Below are 21,569 nucleotides of genomic sequence, written 5' to 3'. Positions count from 1 at the left end.
GCCGCAGACTAGAGCATGATCCGGAAAACTGTGCAGCGGTTTTCCGAAAAGATCATGCTCAAATCAAAGAGCCACAGGAATTAGCTCACTCCGGCAGCGGAATGAACTCGTGTTCGTGTGGAACCTGCGCGAAACGCCCGGTTTTCCAGTCCTGTTTGGCCTGCTCGATCCGCTCCTTGGAGGAGGAGACGAAATTCCACCAGATGTGGCGCGGCCCCTCCAGGGCGTCGCCGCCGAGGAACATCATGCGGGTCGGCCGCAGCGTCTTCACGGTGATGCGGTCGCCGGGCCGGAAGATCAGGAGCCGCGGCCCTTCGTGGCGGTCGCCCGCGATCTCGACCTCGCCGTCGACGAGATAGATCGCGCGCTCCTCGTGATCGGGGTCGAGCGGCACCGAGGTGCCGGCCTTCGCGGTCACTTCAGTGTAGAACCAGGGCGAGACCATGCTGACCGGCGAGGTGATGCCGAAAGCCGAGCCCGCGATGATGCGCGCGGTGAAGTCGCGCTCGGAGATCATCGGCAGGTCGCCTGCGCCATAATGCTGGAACGACGGCGCGATCTCCTCCTTGCCCGCCGGCAGCGCGATCCAGCTTTGCAGGCCCAGCATCTTCTGGCCGTCGCGGCGTTGCACGTCGGGAGTGCGCTCGGAATGCGCGATGCCGCGGCCCGCGGTCATCAGGTTCATCGCGCCGGGCTGGATCTCCTGGATGTTGCCCTCGCTGTCGCGGTGCATGATGCTGCCGTCGAACAGATAGGTGACGGTGGCGAGCCCGATATGCGGATGCGGCCGCACGTCCATGCCCTTGCCGGCGAGATACTGCACCGGTCCGAAATGGTCGAAGAAGATGAAGGGCCCGACCATCTGCCGCTTGCCGTGCGGCAGCGCGCGGCGCACGGCAAAGCCGTCGCCGAGATCGCGGGTGCGCGGCACGATGATCAGATCCAGCGCGTCGCAGGTCTTGGGATCGCCGAGTTCGGGATCGGTCGAGGGCTGCCAGCTCATGTCGGACTCCTTACGGTGGTGTAGCAATCATACTCCAATCGTCGTCCCGGCCAAGCCAACGGGTCGGCGCGAAGCGCCGCCCGATGACAGGCTCCGCGCGAGCCGGGACCCATAACCACAGGGCGCGGTGATGGAGCAGGCTGTGGCCACGGCTTCGTCAAGCAACGAAGCCCTGTGGTTATGGGTCCCTGCTTTCGCAGGGACGACGACATACTTCTGACGCGTGCGCGCGCGTGATAACAGCATAATCTTGGAAACCGGAGACAGTCATGGTTTCTCTGATCAAGCCAGGCGCAAGACTGCTGCAGGTCGACGGTCCCGTGATCGAGACCGCGCGGCTGATCCTGCGGCCGTGGCGCGCATCCGATGTCGCTGAGAACACGCGGATGCTGTCCGATCCAGAGACGGCGCGCTTCATCACGCCGGATCACCAGCCGGTCACCTCGGAGCTGAAGGGCTGGCGCAATGCCGCCGTCATCTCGGGCCATTGGGCGCTGCACGGCTTCGGCATGTTCGCGGTGGAGGAGAAATCCTCCAGCCGCTATATCGGCCGCGTCGGCCCGTATCATCCGCCGGAATGGCCTGGCTTCGAGGTCGGCTGGGGTATCGCCAAAGAACATCGCGGCAAGGGCTACGCAGTGGAAGCGGCGCGGGCCGCGATCGACTTTGTGTTCGCGAACTTCACGGTCGACCGCATCATTCATTGCATCGATCCGGCCAACGTTGCCTCGCAGGCGGTGGCGCGACGGCTCGGTGCCGTCAACGAGGGCCCGGGCAAGCTCGAGGGCGACGTCGTCGATATCTGGGTGACGCTGCGCAGCCGCTGGCAGCGCGAGCCATCTTGAAAAACCACCTCCGACCGACGAATGTTCGGCGATGACATCGGCTGCTTCACACTGGGCCGCACTTGAACTCTGCCTGCGCAGCGCCAGCGTGGCGCTGCTGCTGGTGCTTGCCGCCTTGCTGCTCACCGATTTTCGCAAGGCGCTTTCCGGGCGCCTTGCGGCCGCCTTCGCGCTCGGTTCGGCCGCACATGCGGTGACCGCGTCGATCGGTGCCGGGCCGCCGGTCTCGGACTGGCATGCGCCCCTGATCGCGCTCTCGACCGGCGATATCGTGGTGTTCTGGCTGTTCACGCGCGCGTTGTTCGATGACACGTTTCAGCTGCGCTGGTGGCACGGCCTGACCTGGGCCGCGGTCGTGGCCTACAGCTTCGTCAATTGCATGTGGATTGCCCCCGCCGGTCACGCGCGGATCGCGATCATCATGGTCAATTCGCTCACGCTCGTCTTCGTTGCGCTTGCGGTGGCGCAAACCATCGGATCGTGGTCGGCGGATCTGGTCGAGCGTCGCCGACGTGTCCGCGTCTTCATCGTCGCCGCGTCTGCGCTGTACGGCGGATTGAACGCGCTGCTTCAGATTGCCTATGCCGGCAGCCGCGTGACAGTGGAATGGGCCAACCTGGCGAACGCGGCCGTGCTCGCCGCCATCGTGGCCGCAATCACCTGGGCGATGATGCGCGTCGATGGTGCCGACCTGTTCACGGTGCCGGCGGAGGCCGTCGTGCTGACGAAGCCGGCCGCGGCCGAGGAGGCGGCCGATCGCAAGCTGGTCGATGCCCTGATGCGGCTGATGGCGGACGAGCGGATCTACCGCCACGACAACGTCACGATCGGCACGCTGGCGACCCGGTTGAAGATCCCCGAATATCGTCTCCGGCGGCTGATCAACCAGCGGCTCGGCTATCGCAACTTCAATGTCTTCCTGAACAACCACCGGATCGAGGAGGCCAAGGCCGCGCTCGCCGATCCTTCCCAGGCCGAAGTCCCGGTCATCACCATCGCCATGGACGCCGGCTTCCAGTCGCTCGGCCCCTTCAACCGCGCCTTCAAGGCGACGACCGGCGTGACCCCGACGGAGTACCGGAAGCTGAAGGCAAGTGCGGTGTGAACCTCCCTCTCCCGCTTGCGGGGGAGGGCCGGGGTGGGGGTGCTTCCGCAACGTACGCCCTTTCATTTTGGGGGAGAGCCCCCACCCGGATCGCATCGTTCGATGCGATCCGACCTCCCCCCGCAAGCGGGAGCGGCGAAGCGAGCCCGCTGCCAAAGTCATTGTAATCACGTCACAATTCCAGAATCGACCAGTCGCCTCCAATCCTCGGCTAGCCCGACTTCCAAATCCGGCAAGCGTTCTTCCGTCCCCTGCGGCCTGATCCGGCCACGCACCTATCGCGCCATGCCGGAGGATCCCGTGACCCGTCGAAAGCTCTTTCTCATTCTCGCCGCCAGCACCGCCTTCGGTGCGCTGGCACTGTCCGCCGCCCGCGCCCGCGATGTGCCTGAGGTCGCGACCGGCTTTGTGGCCAACGTCATCTGCTCGGAGACCTTCGTCAGCGGGCTCGACCCCAGGCAAAACCTGACCGAGACCACCGATGCGATGCCGGGGGCCGGCCTGATCACCTGGGCGATGGACATCGAGGTCGACCTCGACCGCAGGGACGTCACCGTGACGCTGTTCGGGCTCGGCCGCAGCCATGCGGTCTATCGCGAGGGCATGGGCTGCACGCTCGACCATGGCGAGACGCTGGGCGATACCGCGCTTCCGCCGGAGAAGCCACAGGCCGCGCTGCTGCCCGAGATCGCGGGTCCGGAGCTCGTCCCGCCGCAGACCCCGCAGCTTGCGGCCGCGCTCGACCGCACCTTTGCCGAGCCCGCGGAGGCGCCATTCCGCCACACCCGCGCTGTCGTCGTGATGAAGGACGGTCGCATCGTCGCCGAGCGTTACGCCGACGGCATCGGCATCGACACGCCGCTGCTCGGCTTCTCCATGAGCAAGTCGGCGATCTCGGCCCTGATCGGAATCCTGGTCCGCGAAGGCAGGCTGACGCGCGACCAGCCGGTCCCGATCGCGGCCTGGCGGAATTCCGACGATCCGCGCCACGCGATTACGGTCGACGAGCTGCTGCGCCACACCGCGGGCCTCGCGCTCGGCAGCTCGCTGCAGGCGTCGCTGGCATCCGTGCTCGAGCCGGTCAACCGCATGAAGTACATGGAATCGGATATGGCCGCCTTCGCCGAGAGCGCTCCGCTGGAGAGCGCGCCCGGCCGGGTCTGGAACTATCACGACGGCAACTACCTGATCCTCTCGCACCTGGTCCGCAACGCCGCCGGCGGGCATGCGGCTGATGTGATGCGCTTTGCGCGTGAGGAGCTGTTCGGACCGCTCGGCATGCGCAATGTCGTGATGCAGTTCGACGCTGCGGGCACGCCGGAAGGATCGGGCGCGATGATGGCGAGCGCGCGCGACTGGGCGCGCTTGGGTCAGCTCTATCTCAACGACGGCGTGGCCGGCGGCAAGCGCATCCTGCCCGAGGGCTGGGTGAAGTATTCGGCATCGCCGACGCCGAATGCCTGGGTCGGCTATGGCGCCGGCTTCTGGACCAATCTCGGCGACAGCTTTGGCGCCCACTACCGTGTCGAGCACGGCTGGCCGCGCGACGCCTTCTTCGCCAAGGGTACGATCGGGCAATACGTGATTATCGTGCCGTCGCAGCGGCTCGTCATTGTGCGCCTCGGCCGCTCGCCGAACATGCCGCCCGAGGCCGACGGCGTGTTCGATCTGGTCCGTGACGTCGTCACCGTGACGTCTGCAAGCCCGCGGCTCGCGGGCGGCAATTGACCGGCACGTCACACAACACCCGCGCGATCGTGAATTGAATCTCGGCCTTCGGAATTTTCTGATGCGGTGGCGCATCTCGTGAGGAGGTGCGCCATAGTTTCATAAAGCACGCATCAGCCGGAGACCATCATGCCGAAAGCCTACTGGATCGTGCACGTCACGGTTCACGATGAAGCCCGCTATCCCGAATATCTCGCCGCCGCGATGCCGGTATTCGCCAGATACGGCGCCAACTTCATCGTGCGCAATGGCCCCTATGAGGTGATGGAAGGCGCAACGCGCCAGCGCAACTTTGTCATCGAATTCAGGGACCGCGCCACCGCGATGGAATGTTACACCTGCCCTGAATATCAGGCGGCGAAGGCGATCCGACAGAAATATTCAGAGGGGGATTTCGTGATCATCGACGGAGCGGAGTAGGTGAGCTGCATTCCGGGCATGCGAAGCATGAGCCCGGAATCCATTTCGCCGCGCGGGTGATGACGCCGCGCTCTTTGACATCTTGAATTGCGACCCATCCTCATCGTCGTCCCGGCGCAGGCCGGGACCCATAACCACCATTGCTGCTGGTTGCGCGATGGTGGAACGACGAGTCCCATTCACAACAGAAGCCGCGGAGTATGGGTCCCGGCCTTCGCCGGGACGACAGCAGTAGTTGCAGCTCGCGACGTGAGCCGCCTCGACCGCCTGCTTACTGCCGCCCCAGCTGCGTCGCCTTCTCCACGCGATCGAAGCGCTCCAGCGTCAGGATGGCGTCGGCGAGTTGGTCGGCGCGCTTGTCGAGCACCGGGCGGGCCAGCGTCAGGAACTTCTGCTGCATCGCCTTTGCGTCGGGGAACGAGGTCGGCTCGCCGGAGGGATCGGCATAGAGGCGCTCATGGGTGCCGTCATCTGTGGTGATCGAGACGCGGGCGCCGAACGGGTGGGTGCGGCCGACCTCGAGGCGGTCGTCCTGCACCACGTCGAACTTGTCGGCGAGCGCGTCGATGGCCGCATCGCCCAGCCGGTCGTAATCGTCCCAGCCGAAATGGCCCTGGTCGAGCGCGATCGCGCCGGTGAAGAACATCGAGAACTGGCCGCCGACCACCGAGGTCGGGTGGCGCTTGGTGGCGGCGTCGCCGGTCAGCGTGATGCCGTTGCGGTGCAGGCCGATCTCGACCTTCCTGATCTGGTCCGGCGTCAGATTGTGCTCGCGCCGCATCGCGATCAGCGCGTCGATCGCGGCGTGGGTGTAGCGGCAGCTCGGATACGGCTTCACGCCGATCTTCAGCGTCTCATAGGTGCTGCCGAGCCCGGCCACCGCCTTGTCCGGATGCGCATCGTCGCTGTAGCCGACCAAAAGGCCGTGCTTGCCCTCGACCGCCTCGCTCGAGCCGATGAAGTCGTTGCGCGCGAGCGTCGCGGCGATCACGCCGTTCATCGCGGCGGCGCCGACCTGGTAGCGCTTGTTCCAGGCGCCGTTGACCAGGAATTGCAGCGAGCCCGCGGCCTGGCTGCCGGAGACGCCGAAAGCGGAGACGATCTGCTCCTTCGACAAGCCGAACAGCTTGGCTGCCGCCGCGGCGGCGCCATAGGTGCCGGCGGTCGCGGTCGGGTGGAAGCCGCGGGCGTAATGCGAGGTCGGGTCGAGCGCGTTGCCGAGCCGGCAGCACACCTCATAGCCGGCGACGATTGCGGTCAGCACGTCGCGGCCGGAGGCGCCGACCATCTCGCCGACCGCGAACGCGGCGGGCACCACGGGTGCGCTCGGATGCAGCGATGAATCGGCGTGGGTGTCGTCGAAATCGAGCGAATGGCCGAGCGCGCCGTTGAGCAGCGCGGCGACTGCCGGGGTCCAGGTCTTGGTATCGCCGAACACGGTGGCCTCGCCCTTGCCGTCGAGCGCCAGCGCCTCCAGCATCTTCATCAGCGACGGCGTCGATTCCGCGTCGCGCCGGGCGCGGATGGTGCTGCCGAGGAAATCCAGCGTCAAAACCTTGGCGCGCTCCAGCACCTCCGGCGGAATGTCGGAATATTTCAGGTCGGCGACATAGGCGGCGAGCGTTGCGGTTTCGTGGGCCATCGTGTTTCCTCAATTTTGCGGCGCAGGGTAGGCGGGCAGGTCAGGCCTTTCAAGCCACCTTGCCGCCGCGGGCAGCTGCCATGCTCCAAGTCCTGACGTCCAGGTCGGTTTAGCTTCAAGTCATGTAACACGGGCCTTTCCTTTGATTGCGGATCACGGTGCATGAGGACCTTCGCAAAACGCATGTTCGACCAGCTCTGGACCCGCAAGACGCAGCTGGCGCTGGCGGTCCGGATCGCGTCCGCCGGCGTGGCGGCCTATACCATCGCGCTGGCGCTCAACCTGATGCTGCCGCTCTGGGCGGTGCTGACCTCGCTGATCGTGACCCAGATGAGCGTCGGCCGCTCGCTGAAGGCCAGCCGCGATTACATGCTCGGTACCATCGGCGGCGCCGTCTATGGCGGCGCGATCGCGGTTCTGATCCCGCATTCCGGCGAGGGCAGCCTGCTGGCGCTGCTGGTGCTGGCGATTGTGCCGCTGGCCTTCATCGCCGCGCTCAATCCGAGCCTGAACTCTGCGACGGTGACGGCGGTGATCGTGCTGCTGCTGCCGACGATGCATCACTCCAACCCGCTGGACTCCGCGATCGACCGCGTCCTCGAGGTGACGGTCGGCGCGCTCACGGGGCTTCTGATCTCGTTCCTGGTGCTGCCGTCGCGCGCGGTCAGCCAGATCAGGGTCAATGGATCGAAGCTGCTGGAGCTGCTGTCGGCGGCGTTCGCCGAATTGCTCGCCGGCCTGACCCGCGGCCTCGACAACGACGCGCTGCACCGGATCCAGGACGGCATCGGCACCGCGGTGACCAATCTGCACGCGACCGGTCTCGAGGCCGAGCGCGAGCGCTCGATGCATCTGTCATCGGGGCCAGACACCGGCCCGTTGCTGCGGACCATCCAGCGGCTGCGGCACGACGTCGTGATGATCGGGCGGGCCTGCGTGGTGCCGCTGCCGGCCGATATCCAGGCGAGGCTGGCGCGGCCATTGGCCGACGTCAGCAAGGCGATCGTGACTTACATGGTGGCGGTCGCGACCGCGTTGCGCGCCGGCAGCGGCCCGGCCGACATGGCGCCGGTCGATGCGGCGCTGCACGCCTATAGCGAGGAGGTCGCCGCGGTCCGCCGGGATGGCCTGATCCGCGGCCTGCCGGTCGATGCCGCCGAGCGCTTCTACGCGCTCGGCTTCTCGCTCGATCAGATGCGGCAGAATCTCAACGACCTCAAGCGCTGCCACGGCAATTGGTGCACCAACGCCGACGCCTCCGAGAAGATCGTCGCCGACACGCCGGAGAAGAGCGCGGCTTGAGACCAGAGCTCTGTTCAGCCTCCGGCCTTGCGCAGCATCGCGGGTACGATCAGGCGGTGGAACGGCAGGATCACTGCGAGATAGGCGCGTCCGAACCAGTTGTGGGTGTGCACCAGCGTGGTCGCGGTGATGCTGCGCACAGCTCCCCGCGGAGGCGACGTCGACGACGAGCCGGAAGTCGAGATGCTTGTCGTTGAACCCCGCCACCAGTCGCTCCGGCGTCTCGCTGACCACCGGAAAGATCCCGATCATGTCGCGCGCCGCGCCGTCGGCTGCGCCCGAGGTTTTCAAGCCAAGCGGCGCGACGATGAAATTACGCAGGGCAAGCAGCCATTCGATCCAGCGCGGCTGCCGCGCCACCATCGCCTCGGCGGCGTGCCGCGCATCGAGGTCGGGGCGCGCAGTCGCGATGCGGAACGCGTCGATGAACTGCGCGCCGGCGAGCAGCGCGGCGGAATCCACGTTCGGCGTGACCTCGTCGACCCTCATTTGCCCAGTCTGCGTGCCAGCAGGCGGAAACGCAAGACAAGGAGGGTCGCATAGACCGCCGTCCCGAGCGATAGCCCGATCCAGACACCGGCGGCGTCGAGCTTGGCCCAGAAGGCGAGCGCCGAGGCCGACGCGAAGCCGATCAGCCAGTAGCTGATGACGGCGAACAGCAGCGGCACCTGGGTGTCGTTCATGCCGCGCAGCGCGCCCGCGGTCGTGGTCTGGATGCCGTCGGCGATGAAGAAGGTCGCGCCGATCAACAGCAGCGCCGCGGTGAGCTGCGCGGTGGTGTCGGAGGCCTCGCCGAGGAACAGCGCCGCGATCTCGAAGCGCGCCAGGATCACCGCGAGCGTCATGATGCTCATGAATATCCCAGAGAGTGCGATCGCGACAAAGCCGGCGCGCTGCACCGCGTCGGTATCGCGGCGGCCGACGGCCTGACCGACCCGCACGGTAGCGGCCATGCTGACGCCGAACGGCACCATGAACAGGATCGCCGCGATCTGCAGCGCGATCTGGTGCGCGGCCAGCGCCGTGGTGCTGATCAGCCCCATCAAAAGGCCGGCCGCACCGAACAGGCCGTACTCCAGGAGGAAGGCGATCGAGATCGGCGCGCCGACGGCGACCAGCTTGCCCATCAGCGGCCAGTCGATGCGCCAGAGCCGGCTGAAGACATGGTACTTGCGGAACGGACGGCGGCGCGCCGCGAACCACACGCCGGCAAGGAAGGTGCCGAGATTGACGATCGTGGTCGCAAGCCCGGCGCCGAACATGCCGAGTTCGGGCATGCCCCATTTGCCGTACAGCAACAGGTAGACCATCAGCGCATTGGCCGGGATCGCCGCGAGCGTGATCCACAGCACCGGCTCCGGCCGGTTCACCGCGCTCATGAAGCCGCGGAGTGCGATGAACCACAGCGCCGGCAGGATGCCCCAGGCGAGACCGAACAGATATTGCTGCGCTAGATGCGCGGTGGCCTGGGTCTGGCCGAGCGCGATGAGGATGCGCTCGCCCTGGAACGGCAGCGCCATCAGCGGCAGCACCATGAAAAAGCCGGCCCACAGGCCGACGCGGAGCGCGCGCCGCATCACGCGTGGGTTGCGCGCGCCGAACGCCTGCGCGGCCAGGGGGGAGACCGCCGACATCATGCCCATGCCGATGGTGAAGCTGACGAAATACACGGTGTGCGCCAGCGCCGCTGCGGCGACGTTTTCGCTGCCGAGCCGGCCGATGAAGGCGAGATCGGTCGTCATCATCGCGATCTGCCCGAGCTGGGTCAGCGCGAGCGGCACCGCGAGCTTCAGCGTTTCCGCGAGCTCGGCCGTGAGCAGGTTGCGAGGGACGACAACGGCCGCGTTCGGCGCGGCCGGGTCGATCTTGTCGATGCAGGTCATGACGGCACGCTTAGCACGGCAAACCGGCCGGAAGGATGGCCAAGTTGCGCAAACGCGACGATCTCACGCAGAGGTCGTCGCGCCCCAGATTGTCGATTGAGACCGGAGGACCGCTTTACACTTTTCCGGATCGTGCCCGGATCACGATCGCGCGGGTATCCGCTTGATCTTGGCGCCGAGGGCGTTGAGCCGCTCATCGATCCGCTCATAGCCGCGCTCGATCTGGTCGGCGTTGTTGATGGTGGAGGTGCCCTCGGCACATACCGCGGCCAGCAGCATCGCCATACCGGCCCGGATGTCGGGTGAGTTCATCGGCGCGCCGCGCAGCCGGCTGGGGCCGGCGACGATCGCGCGGTGCGGGTCGCACAGCACGATGCGGCCGCCCATCGCGATCAGGTTGTCGACGAAGAACATCCGGGATTCGAACATCTTCTCGTGCATCAGGATGACGCCGTCGCACTGCGTGGCGGTGACGATCGCGATCGACATCAGGTCGGCCGGGAAGGCCGGCCAGGGCTGGTCCTCGAGCTTCGGCACATGGCCGCCGAAATCGTCCTGGATCTTCATGGTCTGGCCGGACGGTACGACGAGGTCGTCGCCCTCGACGCCGCAGACGATGCCGAGCCGCTCAAAGCCCATCCGGATCGAGCGCAGATGCTCGACGCCGGCGCGCGCGATGCGCAGCGGCGAGCGGGTCACCGCGGCAAGCCCGATCAGCGATCCGACCTCGATATGGTCGGGCTGGATCGCGAAAGTCGTGCTGCCGAGCGTTGCCGGCCCGTGCACGATGATGGTGTTGGTGCCGACGCCTTCGATCTTGGCGCCGAGCGCGATCAGGAAATTGGCGAGGTCCTGCACATGCGGCTCGGAGGCCGCGTTGCGCAGATAGGTGGTGCCGCGGGCGGCGACGGCTGCGACCAGCGCGTTCTCGGTCGCGGTGACGCTGGGCTCGTCGAGGAACACGTCGGCGCCCTTCAGGCGCGAGGCGCGGAATTCGAGCCGATGCGTCGCGGTGACCGTGGCGCCGAGTTGCTCGAAGGCCAGGAAGTGTGTGTCGAGCCGGCGGCGGCCGATCACGTCGCCGCCGGGCGGCGGCAGCGCGACCTCGCCGCAGCGGGCGAGCAGCGGACCTGCGAGCAGGATCGAGGCGCGGATGCGCGCGCACAGCGCCGGATCGAGATCGGCGGCGCGGATCTCCTTGGCATGAATCTGCAGCGTGTTGCGTTCGGTCCATTCGGCGGTGGCGCCGACCGAGCGGCACAATTCGACCAGCGTTTCGGTGTCGCGGATACGTGGCACGTTGGTCAGCGTGACCGGGTGCTCGGTGAGAAGTGCCGCGGCGATGATCGGCAGCGCGGAGTTCTTGTTGCCCGACGGCTCGATGGTGCCCGAAAGGCGGCGGCCGCCTTCGACGATGTATTGGATCGGCGGCACGCGGAATGTCCCCTAACGCATCATTCAGACTTGGCCATTGGAAATTCCACAACGGAATCAATGGCCGTCCGGCACCGTAACACAACTCCCGGCGCAGCTTCCACACGAAAGGTAGCGCCGCCACCGCGCCGAAAAGCGCCCGCCCGCCTCGCCGTGCGCAGAACCCTAGATGTCGATGGTGGCGCTGAGCGAATTGTCCTGGATGAACTCGCGGCGCGGCTCGACCACGTCGCCCATCAGCTTGGTGAAGATATCGTCGGCCTCGTCGACCTCCTTGACCTTCACTTGGAGCAGCGAGCGCGCGTCCTTGTCCAGCGTGGTCTCCCAGAGCTGCTCCGGATTCATCTCGCCGAGACCTTTGTAGCGCTGCAGCGAAATGCCCTTGCGAGCGGCATCGGTCACGGCTTCGAACAGGTCGACCGGACCGTGGATGATCTGCTCGGTATCCTTGCGCCGCAGTTTGCCCGCCCGCACATAGATCTCCTGCAGCTTGGTCGCGTATTCATCGAGCTTGCGAGCATCGGCCGAGCCGAGGAAAGCGTCGTCGATCACCGCCACTTCCTTGACGCCGCGCACGGTGCGCTCGAACTGGAAGCCATGGCCTTCCGTGAAGGTGCCGATCCAGCCGCGCTCGACCTCTTCGGCCACGGCGTCCAGCCGCTTGGCGATGTATTCCGCCGCCGAGTTGGCGGTGGCGATCTCGGCGGTGATCCTCGGGCTCAGCACGCCCGCGATCGCGGCCTGCTCGATGACCGCGCGATTGTAGCGGCTGTGCAGGTTGCGCAGTACCGAGCGGATGACCCGGGCGTCTTCGACCAGCGACAGCAGATCACGGCCCGAGCGGTCGTCGCCGGAGGCCGGCTTGAAGACGCATTCGTCGAGTCCGGTCGAGATCAGATAGTCCTCGAGGGCGCGCTCGTCCTTCAGGTATTGCTCGGACTTGCCGCGCGAGACCTTATAGAGCGGCGGCTGGGCGATATAGAGGTAGCCGCCGTCGATGATCGAGCGCATCTGACGATAGAAGAAGGTCAGCAGCAGCGTGCGGATATGGGCGCCGTCGACGTCGGCGTCGGTCATCACGATGATCTTGTGATAGCGCAGCTTGTCGACCGAGAAATCGTCGCTGATACCGGTGCCGAGCGCGGTGATCAGCGTGCCGATCTGCTCGGAGGACAGCATCTTGTCGGGACGGACGCGCTCGACGTTCAGGATCTTGCCGCGCAGCGGCAGCACCGCCTGGAATTCGCGGTTGCGGCCCTGCTTGGCGCTGCCGCCTGCCGAGTCGCCCTCGACGATGAACAGTTCGGATTTAGCCGGGTCCTTCTCCTGGCAGTCGGCGAGCTTGCCGGGCAGCGAGGAGACGCTGAGCGGATTCTTGCGGGTCAGCTCGCGCGCCTTGCGCGCAGCCTCGCGGGCCGCGGCGGCCTGGATGACCTTGCCGACGATTTCCTTGGCTTCCTTCGGATTCTCCTCGAACCAGGCGGCGAGCGCCTCGTTCAGGACGTTCTCGACCACCGGCCGAACCTCCGAGGACACCAGCTTGTCCTTGGTCTGCGACGAGAATTTCGGATCGGGCACCTTCACCGACAGCACCGCGGTGAGGCCTTCGCGGCAATCGTCGCCGGTCAGCGCGACCTTTTCCTTCTTCGCATTGGCATCGGCATAGCCGTTGACCTGGCGCGTCAGCGCGCCGCGGAAGCCGGCCAGATGGGTGCCGCCGTCGCGCTGCGGGATGTTGTTGGTGAAGCACAGCACGTTCTCGTGGTAGCTGTCGTTCCACCACAGCGCCGCCTCGACGCCGATGCCGTTGGCTTCCGAACGCACCATGATCGGTGCCGGCACGATCGCCTTCTTGTTGCGGTCGAGATATTTGACGAATTCCTCGACACCGCCGGAATAGTGCATCTCCTCGCGCTTCTCGACCGCGTGACGCATGTCCGAGAGCACGATGTTGACGCCGGAATTGAGGAAGGCGAGCTCGCGCAGCCGGTGCTCCAGCGTCGCGAAATCATATTCGATGTTCTTGAAGGTCTCGACCGAGGCGAGGAAGGTGACCTCGGTGCCGCGCTTGCCCGGGGCATCGCCGACCACCTTGAGCGGCGCCACGGCATCGCCGTGCGCGAATTCGATGTAGTGTTCCTTGTCGTCGCGCCAGATCCGCAGCGCGAGCTTGCTGGAGAGCGCGTTGACAACGGAGACGCCGACGCCGTGCAGACCGCCGGAAACCTTGTAGGAGTTCTGGTCGAATTTTCCGCCGGCGTGCAGCTGGGTCATGATGACTTCGGCTGCCGAGACGCCCTCTTCCTTGTGGATGCCGACCGGAATGCCGCGTCCGTCGTCGTACACGGTGACGGAATTGTCGGCGTTGAGGGTGACCAGGACGCGGCTGGCATGGCCCGCCAGCGCCTCGTCGATCGCGTTGTCGACGACCTCGTAGACCATGTGGTGCAGGCCGGAACCGTCGTCGGTGTCGCCGATATACATGCCGGGGCGCTTGCGGACGGCGTCGAGGCCCTTCAGCACCCGGATCGATTCCGCACCATATTCGGCCGGAACGGGATGCTCAGATTCGGCAGGGGTCTGCCGGGCAGGTTCAGTCATGTGAGGCCTTCGAGGATATCCGAATCAGCTGCGCAATATGAGGCGCTGATTCCGCTATTTGTGCCATGAAAGAGGGGTTGCGCCTAGCGCAAAGTCTCCATCTACAAACTATTGAATAAATAGGATTTTTTAGGCCTGTTTCAAGGCTTTCAAGGGCCGATTTCGGCGGTCTCGAAAAGCCCGATTCGAAGGCGGATTCGAGGCCCTCGCGGAGCAGATTCCGCACCCTCAGCCGCGCCGTGCGGCGCGGCCGGATTCGACGTCGAAAATCTCCCCCCGAGGGCCGATGTCGAGGAACGCCGCGGGATCGGCGCCGGTCATCCAGACCTGGGCGCCGAGCTTGGCGAGCTCGTCGAACAGCGCCTTGCGGCGGTTCGGATCGAGATGGGCGACGACCTCGTCGAGCAGCAGCAGCGGCACGATGCCGGTCATCTCCGCGACCATCGTAGCGTGCGCCAGCACCAGCCCGATCAAGAGCGCCTTCTGCTCGCCGGTCGAGGCGTCACGCGCCGGCATGTTCTTCGGCGCGTAGACCACCTGCAGATCGGTCAGATGCGGGCCGTCGAGCGTGCGCCCGGCGGCGGCATCGCGCGGCCGGCTGGTACGCAGGATCTCGCGGTAGCGGTCCTCCACCGCCGTTGCAGGCTCCTGCAGCAGTGCGTTCTCCATCCAGCCGTCGAGCATGATCTCGGCGGAGGGGAAGGCCGAGGCCGCGCCGCGCTCGCGCAGCATCACGGCGAGCTTGGCGGCGGTCTGGCCCCGCGATGCGGCGACCGCGACCGCGAGCTCGGCGGTCTCGCGCTCGATCGCGTCACACCAATGGTCGTCATAGTTGCGCACCTCGAGCAGCCGGTTGCGCGAGCGCAGCGAGCGCTCCAGTGCCGAGACGCGGCTGGAATGCTCGGAATCGATCGCCAGCACCAGGCGATCGAAGAAGCGCCGCCGTTCCGACGCGGCGCCCATGAACAGGCCGTCCATCGCCGGCGTCAGCCACACGATGCGCAGATGATCGCCGAACGCGGTCGCGGACCCCACCGGTTCGCGGTCGATGCGGCAGCGCCTCGTGCTGCCGGCGTCGCCGGTCGGCGGATCGATACCGGTGCCGAGCGTCGCAAGGCCGAGCGCGCCCTCGACTTCGGCCGAGACCGCCCAGGAGCCGTCGCCCTGGTTGTCGGCGATGTCCTCCAGCGTCGCGCGGCGCAGGCCGCGGCCCGGCGACAGAAACGAGACCGCTTCGATGCAATTGGTCTTGCCGGCACCGTTCGGCCCGACCAGCACCACCATGTCGCCGGCGACCTGCAGCGTCGCCGTCCGGTAATTGCGGAAATGCGTCAGCGACAGGCGGTGAATGCGGGACGGGGTCATATTACCTTGTCATTGCCAGCCTTGACCCGGCAATCCATCGTCCGCGTCAGCGGACAATTTCATCATATAAGTCTCGCCAGTCGGGATTGCCGGCAACGATCAGATCGATCTTCCACTCACGCGACTAGTGCTTGATATTCTTCTCGCGCTGAAGTGCGACGGCAATCGTCTCGTGTGCCTCAAAATAGACGAGCGTCTTGATGCCGTACTTCTTGGTAAAGCCCTCGGCCAGACCTTCGCGATGCTCGTAGACGCGCCGGCCCCGATTATTGGTTACACCGACGTAAAGGGTTCCACCGGGCTTGCTCGCGAGAATGTACACCCAATAGGTCATCTCTTGCTCGATGGATGGCCGGGTCAAGCCCGGCCATGACGAGAAGGAGGAATCACACCCGCATCGGCATCAGCACGTAGAGTGCGCCCTTGCTGTCGCGGTCCTGCACCAGGGTCGGTGAGCCGGGATCGGCGAGCTTCAGCACTGCGACCTCGCCCTCAATCTGGGCGGCGATGTCGAGCAGATAGCGCGAGTTGAAGCCGATATCCAGCGCGTCGGAGGCGTACTCGACCTCGAGTTCCTCGGTGGCGCTGCCGGAATCCGGGTTGGTGACCGAGAGCACCAGCTTGCCCGCGGACAGCGCGAGCTTCACCGCGCGGCCGCGTTCGCTGGAAATGGTCGAGACGCGGTCGACGGCGGCTTCGAAATCCTTCTTGTCGACGACGAGTTCCTTGTCGTTGTTCTGCGGAATGACGCGGCCATAGTCCGGGAAGGTGCCGTCGATCAGCTTCGAGGTCAGCACCACATTGCCGAGCGTGAAGCGGATCTTGCCGTCCGACAGCTCGATCGAGATCTCGGCGTCGTCGCCCTCGATCAGCCGTTGTACTTCGCCAACGGTCTTGCGTGGGACGATCACGCCGGGCATGCCGGTTGCGCCCTTGGGCAGCGCGAGGTCGATCTGCGCCAGCCGGTGGCCGTCGGTCGCAACCCCGCGCAGGGTCGCCGCCTTGGCGTTGCCTGCCGCGTGCAGATAGATGCCGTTGAGGTAGTAGCGGGTCTCTTCGGTCGAGATCGCGAACTGTGTGCGGTCGATCAGGCGCTTGATGTCGGAGGCCGGCAGCGAGAACGAATGCGTCATGTCGCCGGCGGCAAGGCCCGGGAAGTCGCTCTCGGGCAGGGTCTGCAGCGTGAAGCGCGAGCGGCCGGCACGCACAGCCAGCACCGAGCGGTCGCCGTCGGCTTCCAGCACGATCTGCGAGCCGTCGGGCAGCTTGCGGACGATGTCGTAGAACATGTGCGCGGGCACCGTGGTCGAGCCGGCGGTTCCGGTCTCGGCGGCCAAGGTCTCCGTCACCTCGAGGTCGAGGTCGGTCGCCTTCAGCGACAATTTGGCGCCCTCGGCGCGGATCAACACGTTGCCGAGGATCGGGATGGTGTTGCGGCGCTCGACCACGCGGTGAACGTGACCCAGCGATTTCAGGAGTTGCGCGCGCTCGACGGTGACCTTCATTGCAATACCCGCCAGATCCCTCAGATGGAAAAGCCGGGCGGCCGTTCAGGGCAGCACCGCGGCATTGGAAACCCGAAAAGCCGGATCAATACCGGATTTGATCAAACCCACGGGGGGACCGCAAGGTGGCGCGTATGGGCGGCCGGTGCAAGGGATACGGGCGTGAAACGAGCCCCGTTCCCCACGTTTTGGGTCAGAAAAAAGTTTAGCCCTCCCCTTTGGCAAAGGGGAGGGCGATGGAACGAGCCGGCCGGATGAAGCGGCCCTATTCCTGCAGCTGGCGCTTCAGCGATTCGACTTCCTCCGACAGCGCCGTGTCCTTGGCGACCAGTGCCTCAATCTTGCGCACGGCGTGCAACACCGTGGTGTGGTCGCGGCCGCCGAAGCGCCGGCCGATCTCCGGCAGCGAGCGCAAGGTCAGTGTCTTCGCCAGATACATCGCGACCTGGCGCGGGCGCACCACATTGGCGGTGCGGCGGGACGACAGCAAGTCGGAGCGGCTGACATTGTACTGCCGGGCGACCACGCGCTGGATGTCCTCGATCTTGATCCGCTTCGGCTCCTGCGGGCGGATCAGGTCGCGCACCTCGCGCTCGGCCATCTCCAGCGTCACCGGCTGGTTGTTGAGCTTGGAGTGCGCCAGCAGGCGATTGATCGCGCCTTCAAGGTCGCGGCCGTTATGGGTGATGGTGCGCGCCAGATAGTCGAGCACTTCCTCCGGTACATCGAAGCTCGCATGGTGGGCGCGGGCGGCGGCGACGCGCGACTTCAGGATGCCGAGCCGCAGTTCCTCGCCGAGCGAGCCCATCTCGACCACGAGGCCGCCGGCGAGCCGCGAGCGCACGCGGTCGTCGAGGCTTTCCAGATCCGACGGCGGACGGTCGGCAGCGATCACGACCTGGCGGCCGGCATCGATCAGCGCGTTCAGCGTGTGGCAGAACTCGGCCTGCGTCGACTTGCCCTGCAGGAACTGCAGATCGTCGATGACCAGCACGTCGATGCCGCGCAGCGCCTCCTTGAAGGCCAGCGCCGTCTGCGTCTTCAGCGCCGCGACGAAGCCGTACATGAATTTCTCGGCGGTGAGATACAGCACCTTGCGCTCGCTGCCGGAATTGCCGGCCCAGGTCACCGCCTGCAGCAGATGCGTCTTGCCGAGGCCGACGCCGGCATGAATGTAGAGCGGGTTGAACATCACGGGATCGCCGCGGCGACCTTCCGCGACCTGGCGGGCCGCCGCATGAGCCAGCGTGTTGGACCTGCCGACGACGAAGCTGGCGAAGGTCAGGCGCGGATCGAGCGGCGAGCCGCCGAGCGCGTCGTGGCTCGCGGACACCGGCGCGGTCGCAACCGAGCGCAGTTCAGGCACGAGCCGGCCGTCGGTGCGCTCGATGCGGCGCACTTCGACGGGTGCAACCGTTTCCTTCACCGGAGCCGTCGCGCGGATCGCCGAGCGCACGGTGAGGTCGATGCGATGCACTTCGGGCATCTCGGCCTGCCAGCAGGAAAGCACGCGTTCGGCATAGTGCGCCTGGATCCAGCTCTTGAGGAACCGGGTCGGAACCGACAGGTGCACGCTCTCGTCGTGCACGCTCTCCAGATCCATCCGAGCGAACCAGCTCGTGTAGACGTCCTCGCCAACGCTCGTCCGCAAACGTCCCTTCACCCGCGACCAGCGATCCTGTTCCGTGTTCGTCATTGCCTTCGTACTTCCAAGTCTGAGAGATAATCGTTGCGAAAGCGCCGTGCAGGTTTCCTGCCGCGGCGCGACCTCTAGCGGGCGCGGTCTGCTCCGGACAAAGCTCTCCCGTGCGGCGGCCATGCGCCACCCGACAGATCAGCTGTTTGGAGAAGATGCGCCCCGCGAGGTCAGCGCGTACTCGACGGACGCTTCGGGTGGGAGCTGACGTCCGAGGGGTTGATTACGGCACCACTGGAAATTTGCGCTTCGGCTGTCGTTGGTTCGACTGCAGTGATGATACCGTAAGGCATAAGACCTCCCCCTCCCGCCGCGACGTATCGCGGCAAGTTGTCAGCTTGCTCGTGTCTTCAAGTTCGAACTGCCGCTACCGAACACCGAAATGCCCGGCGCTTCGCCGCCGCCGTGTCGTCGTCAACCCGTTCACTCGCTCCGCGTTCCCGCTGCCAGATTCCGACTGACGTCCTGGTCTCTCTTGTTCGATCCCCCAAATTGCCGGGGACATCGCCGGAGAAATTTTGACACAGGTCGACCGTCCTCATATCGCTATGAGCCGTCAATCCAGCTTCGCTTGGAAAGCGTCGCTAACGCACACACCGCCGCCGATTTGTGCGTCCGCCCCTGGGTCTCAAACCGCGCTGATCTGGAGAGCCGTGGGCGTCGCGAACAAGAAATAAATACACCAAGCTGATTTTCTGACAATCCGTGGATTCGACGGGGATCGAGACTCTTCGCGACTGTTGCGGCGGCGCCGACGCTGAGTTGCGAAAGCAAGTTTTTGAATCAGCGCACAGATTCACGCGTGTCACAAACGACGGTGCAATACCAAAAATTTTTCATAGAAAATTTACATTTGGTCTCGCGCCGGTCATTTTTCCAATCGCTGTTCGGCGCTATGTGCATAAGTAACTCGCGAGACGTCATTTTTCTCGATTACTTTTGCAGGGTAACCCCGCTTCGCAAATTTCGACGCGAGAAGCCGGCGCGCTATTCCATCTATCTAGCTTAGCGAAGAACAATCTGTGCGCGAGTGCTCCGCGTTAAGCATGTTGAGCCGGTAGAACTACGGACGCGACGAAACATGACACGCAGTTCGTTGCGCGGCAACGCCGACTCTTCTCGCGCTATGAAACTTCCACGACAAAATGCGAGACAAAAACAAAAAGCCCGGCGCGAGCCGGGCTTCGTGACAAGTGTGTTTTTCAGTCAGCTCGCTCGGCGAGCTTTGCTTCGCGAGCTCTACTTGGTGAGCTTGGCGATCCGCTGCGACAGACGCGACACCTTACGGCTCGCGTTGTTCTTGTGAATGATGTTGCGCTGCGCTGCCTTCATCAGCTCGGGCTCGGCGCGGCTCATCGCCTTCAGTGCCGCCTCGCGGTCGCCGCTCTTGATCGCTTCCTCGACAGTGCGCACCGCGCCACGCATCTGCGTGCGGCGCGACTTGTTGACGATGGTACGGCGGGCAATCTTGCGGGTCGCCTTCTTGGCGGAGGTGGTGTTGGCCATGGTTCTCTAACTGTCCTTCGGCGGTGATCGCTCGGTGGTCGGGCTTGCGCGCACCGGCCGGTTCAAATCCCAACTCTGATGTATTTGTCCAAGGTGGTTTTCTTGGGTGTCCTTGAGGCGGCCATGCGAAGAGCGCAAAATGCTGCCCCCGCATGCGGCACTGTCCAAAGAACAGCGGCGGCAGGATTGCGCCCGCCGCCATCGGCCGGTCTTATAGATGGCGCGGGCTTAAGCGTCAACGCTTTCGGGACCCAAAAAGGGCCCGAAATCGCCCCGGCGGGGGCCGGATAAGCCGCTGAAGAGGTTGAATTTCCGGGGGGCGCCCGGTAAGGCCTGACGACGCGTGGGGCGCGACTGGGAGTTAGGGTGACGCATGATCCGCGGCTTTTTCCGTCTGATCGGCCTTCTGCTGCTGGCCGGCAGCTTCATCTTCATGGTCTATGACGGGGCCCGCTACGTCGCCGACCAGAGCCTGCGGTTCACCCAATTCGGCCAGTTCTGGAACGACATCCACCAGTCGAGCCAGCAGGCATTCCATGCCTGGGTGGATCGCTTCGCGCCCTGGCTCTGGAATGACGTGATCCGCCTGCTTCTGGAGCAGCCGGTGTTCGCAGTGCTCGGCATTGCCGGCATCCTGCTGATGATCCTGTTCCGGCCGCGCAAGCCCCTGATCGGCTACGCGCGCGACTGACTTGTCGGCAGCCCTCCTTGGCTGCAGCGCCCCGTAACGGGGCTGCCATCATCCGCGTAAGGACATATATAGGTGACAGCCGGCCCGCAGGCCGTTGCCGCGTCGGCCGATGTCCCGCCTGGAGGTGTCCATGTTGTTCATGCGCAAGACCACTGCGTTGCCAAGCGCCGCCGAGGCGTTGCCGGGCCGCGCGACGCCGATCCCGACCGCGATCACCCATTTCGTCAATGGCAGCAAGTTGCAGCCGCCTTATCCGCAAGGCCTCGAGCAGGTGGTGTTCGGGCTCGGCTGCTTCTGGGGCGCGGAGCGCAAATTCTGGGAACTCGGCGAGGGGATCTACACCACCGCGGTCGGCTATGCCGGCGGCCACACGCCGAACCCGACCTATGAGGAAGTATGCTCGGGGCGCACCGGCCACACCGAAGTGGTGCTGGTCGTGTTCGACCCGAAGAAGATCTCCTACGAGAAGCTGCTGAAGACGTTTTGGGAGAACCACAACCCGACGCAGGGCATGCGCCAGGGCAACGACATCGGTACGCAATATCGCTCCGCGATCTACACGTTCAGCGACGCGCAGCGCAAAGCCGCCGATGAGTCGCAGGCGATGTATCAGAAGGCGCTTGCCGCCAAGGGCCTCGGCGCCATCACCACCGAGATCGCGCCGGCCGGTGAATTCTACTTCGCCGAGGACTACCACCAGCAATACCTCGCCAAGAATCCGGCGGGCTATTGCGGGCTCGGCGGCACCGGCGTGTCCTGCCCGATCGGCGTCGGCGTCACCGCCTGACCGTCTTGTTGAGAAAGAGCCCGCTCCGGAAAGCCGGTTTGCGCTCTTCCCGGGCA

At 65.4% G+C, this 21,569-nt stretch carries 16 protein-coding genes and 2 pseudogenes; 7 read left to right on the top strand and 11 right to left on the bottom strand.

All coding sequences use genetic code 11. From position 1 onward, the window contains the following. Positions 1-85: 85 nt before the first annotated feature. Complete coding sequence (locus ACVWY5_RS38115) at positions 86-1,003, bottom strand: pirin family protein (protein ID WP_028335539.1); 918 nt, start codon at positions 1,001-1,003, stop codon at positions 86-88. A gap of 269 nt (positions 1,004-1,272) precedes the next feature. Here ACVWY5_RS38115 and ACVWY5_RS38110 point away from each other — a divergent pair, with 269 nt between their 5' ends. The 4 genes from ACVWY5_RS38110 to ACVWY5_RS38095 all read left to right on the top strand — a co-directional run bounded on the left by ACVWY5_RS38110 (position 1,273) and on the right by ACVWY5_RS38095 (position 5,101). Further along, positions 1,273-1,848 (top strand): GNAT family N-acetyltransferase, encoded by a 576-nt coding sequence (locus tag ACVWY5_RS38110; RefSeq protein WP_028335540.1) that lies wholly within the window; start codon positions 1,273-1,275, stop codon positions 1,846-1,848. Positions 1,849-1,879: 31 nt separating this feature from the next. Continuing rightward, entirely contained in the window at positions 1,880-2,953 is a 1,074-nt protein-coding gene (locus tag ACVWY5_RS38105; protein ID WP_038377678.1) for a helix-turn-helix domain-containing protein, read from the top strand. Positions 2,954-3,253: 300 nt separating this feature from the next. Beyond that, on the top strand, positions 3,254-4,681 hold the full coding sequence (locus ACVWY5_RS38100; protein WP_028335542.1) for a serine hydrolase domain-containing protein: 1,428 nt from the start codon (positions 3,254-3,256) through the stop codon (positions 4,679-4,681). Positions 4,682-4,810: 129 nt separating this feature from the next. Then, the gene (locus tag ACVWY5_RS38095; protein WP_028335543.1) at positions 4,811-5,101 is read left to right on the top strand and encodes a DUF1330 domain-containing protein; all 291 of its coding nucleotides are present in this window, start codon (positions 4,811-4,813) and stop codon (positions 5,099-5,101) included. Between the two features lie 271 nt (positions 5,102-5,372). Here the strand turns inward: ACVWY5_RS38095 and ACVWY5_RS38090 are convergent, their stop codons facing one another. Then, positions 5,373-6,743 (bottom strand): MmgE/PrpD family protein, encoded by a 1,371-nt coding sequence (locus ACVWY5_RS38090; protein ID WP_028335544.1) that lies wholly within the window; start codon positions 6,741-6,743, stop codon positions 5,373-5,375. Between the two features lie 162 nt (positions 6,744-6,905). On the opposite strand from ACVWY5_RS38090, the gene ACVWY5_RS38085 reads away from it, so the two are divergent. Further along, positions 6,906-8,045: an FUSC family protein gene (locus ACVWY5_RS38085; protein ID WP_028335545.1), complete on the top strand. Its 1,140-nt coding sequence runs from the start codon at positions 6,906-6,908 to the stop codon at positions 8,043-8,045. 14 nt (positions 8,046-8,059) lie between these two features. Here the strand turns inward: ACVWY5_RS38085 and ACVWY5_RS38080 are convergent. The 9 genes and pseudogenes from ACVWY5_RS38080 to rpsT form a co-directional block, all read right to left on the bottom strand. Further along, a pseudogene (locus ACVWY5_RS38080) lies at positions 8,060-8,534 on the bottom strand (DUF2867 domain-containing protein). Then, positions 8,531-9,928 (bottom strand): MATE family efflux transporter, encoded by a 1,398-nt coding sequence (locus ACVWY5_RS38075; RefSeq protein WP_028335547.1) that lies wholly within the window; start codon positions 9,926-9,928, stop codon positions 8,531-8,533. The pseudogene ACVWY5_RS38080 and the gene ACVWY5_RS38075 overlap by 4 nt, the downstream one beginning before the upstream one ends. A gap of 141 nt (positions 9,929-10,069) precedes the next feature. Further along, positions 10,070-11,362, bottom strand: a complete 1,293-nt coding sequence (murA, locus tag ACVWY5_RS38070; protein ID WP_028335548.1) for a UDP-N-acetylglucosamine 1-carboxyvinyltransferase — start codon at positions 11,360-11,362, stop codon at positions 10,070-10,072. Between the two features lie 165 nt (positions 11,363-11,527). After that, positions 11,528-13,963, bottom strand: coding sequence for a DNA topoisomerase (ATP-hydrolyzing) subunit B (gene gyrB, locus ACVWY5_RS38065; RefSeq protein WP_028335549.1), 2,436 nt, complete (start codon positions 13,961-13,963; stop codon positions 11,528-11,530). Positions 13,964-14,191: 228 nt separating this feature from the next. Further along, complete coding sequence (gene recF / locus ACVWY5_RS38060) at positions 14,192-15,328, bottom strand: DNA replication/repair protein RecF (RefSeq protein ID WP_028335550.1); 1,137 nt, start codon at positions 15,326-15,328, stop codon at positions 14,192-14,194. A 46-nt stretch (positions 15,329-15,374) separates the two neighbouring features. Next, a pseudogene (locus ACVWY5_RS38055) lies at positions 15,375-15,662 on the bottom strand (GIY-YIG nuclease family protein). Positions 15,663-15,714: 52 nt separating this feature from the next. Further along, positions 15,715-16,833: a DNA polymerase III subunit beta gene (gene dnaN / locus ACVWY5_RS38050; protein WP_016842669.1), complete on the bottom strand. Its 1,119-nt coding sequence runs from the start codon at positions 16,831-16,833 to the stop codon at positions 15,715-15,717. 265 nt (positions 16,834-17,098) lie between these two features. Continuing rightward, on the bottom strand, positions 17,099-18,529 hold the full coding sequence (gene dnaA / locus ACVWY5_RS38045; RefSeq protein WP_028335551.1) for a chromosomal replication initiator protein DnaA: 1,431 nt from the start codon (positions 18,527-18,529) through the stop codon (positions 17,099-17,101). 1,239 nt (positions 18,530-19,768) lie between these two features. Continuing rightward, positions 19,769-20,035: a 30S ribosomal protein S20 gene (gene rpsT / locus ACVWY5_RS38040; protein WP_028335552.1), complete on the bottom strand. Its 267-nt coding sequence runs from the start codon at positions 20,033-20,035 to the stop codon at positions 19,769-19,771. Between the two features lie 373 nt (positions 20,036-20,408). On the opposite strand from rpsT, the gene ACVWY5_RS38035 reads away from it, so the two are divergent. Further along, positions 20,409-20,726 (top strand): hypothetical protein, encoded by a 318-nt coding sequence (locus tag ACVWY5_RS38035; RefSeq protein WP_016842666.1) that lies wholly within the window; start codon positions 20,409-20,411, stop codon positions 20,724-20,726. 130 nt (positions 20,727-20,856) lie between these two features. After that, on the top strand, positions 20,857-21,513 hold the full coding sequence (msrA, locus tag ACVWY5_RS38030) for a peptide-methionine (S)-S-oxide reductase MsrA (protein WP_028335553.1): 657 nt from the start codon (positions 20,857-20,859) through the stop codon (positions 21,511-21,513). Positions 21,514-21,569 lie beyond the last annotated feature (56 nt).

The organism is Bradyrhizobium sp. USDA 3256 (genome assembly GCF_054058275.1).
This window is presented reverse-complemented; position numbering and strand designations above follow the sequence as displayed.

Coding starts and splice junctions, on each gene's coding strand:
- ACVWY5_RS38115 (WP_028335539.1), bottom strand. CDS start 1,003: ATGAGCTGGCAGCCCTCGACCGATCCCGAACTCGGCGATCCCAAGACC.
- ACVWY5_RS38110 (WP_028335540.1), top strand. CDS start 1,273: ATGGTTTCTCTGATCAAGCCAGGCGCAAGACTGCTGCAGGTCGACGGT.
- ACVWY5_RS38105 (WP_038377678.1), top strand. CDS start 1,880: ATGACATCGGCTGCTTCACACTGGGCCGCACTTGAACTCTGCCTGCGC.
- ACVWY5_RS38095 (WP_028335543.1), top strand. CDS start 4,811: ATGCCGAAAGCCTACTGGATCGTGCACGTCACGGTTCACGATGAAGCC.
- ACVWY5_RS38090 (WP_028335544.1), bottom strand. CDS start 6,743: ATGGCCCACGAAACCGCAACGCTCGCCGCCTATGTCGCCGACCTGAAA.
- ACVWY5_RS38085 (WP_028335545.1), top strand. CDS start 6,906: ATGAGGACCTTCGCAAAACGCATGTTCGACCAGCTCTGGACCCGCAAG.
- ACVWY5_RS38075 (WP_028335547.1), bottom strand. CDS start 9,928: ATGACCTGCATCGACAAGATCGACCCGGCCGCGCCGAACGCGGCCGTT.
- gyrB (WP_028335549.1), bottom strand. CDS start 13,963: ATGACTGAACCTGCCCGGCAGACCCCTGCCGAATCTGAGCATCCCGTT.
- recF (WP_028335550.1), bottom strand. CDS start 15,328: ATGACCCCGTCCCGCATTCACCGCCTGTCGCTGACGCATTTCCGCAAT.
- dnaN (WP_016842669.1), bottom strand. CDS start 16,833: ATGAAGGTCACCGTCGAGCGCGCGCAACTCCTGAAATCGCTGGGTCAC.
- dnaA (WP_028335551.1), bottom strand. CDS start 18,529: ATGACGAACACGGAACAGGATCGCTGGTCGCGGGTGAAGGGACGTTTG.
- rpsT (WP_028335552.1), bottom strand. CDS start 20,035: ATGGCCAACACCACCTCCGCCAAGAAGGCGACCCGCAAGATTGCCCGC.
- ACVWY5_RS38035 (WP_016842666.1), top strand. CDS start 20,409: ATGATCCGCGGCTTTTTCCGTCTGATCGGCCTTCTGCTGCTGGCCGGC.
- msrA (WP_028335553.1), top strand. CDS start 20,857: ATGTTGTTCATGCGCAAGACCACTGCGTTGCCAAGCGCCGCCGAGGCG.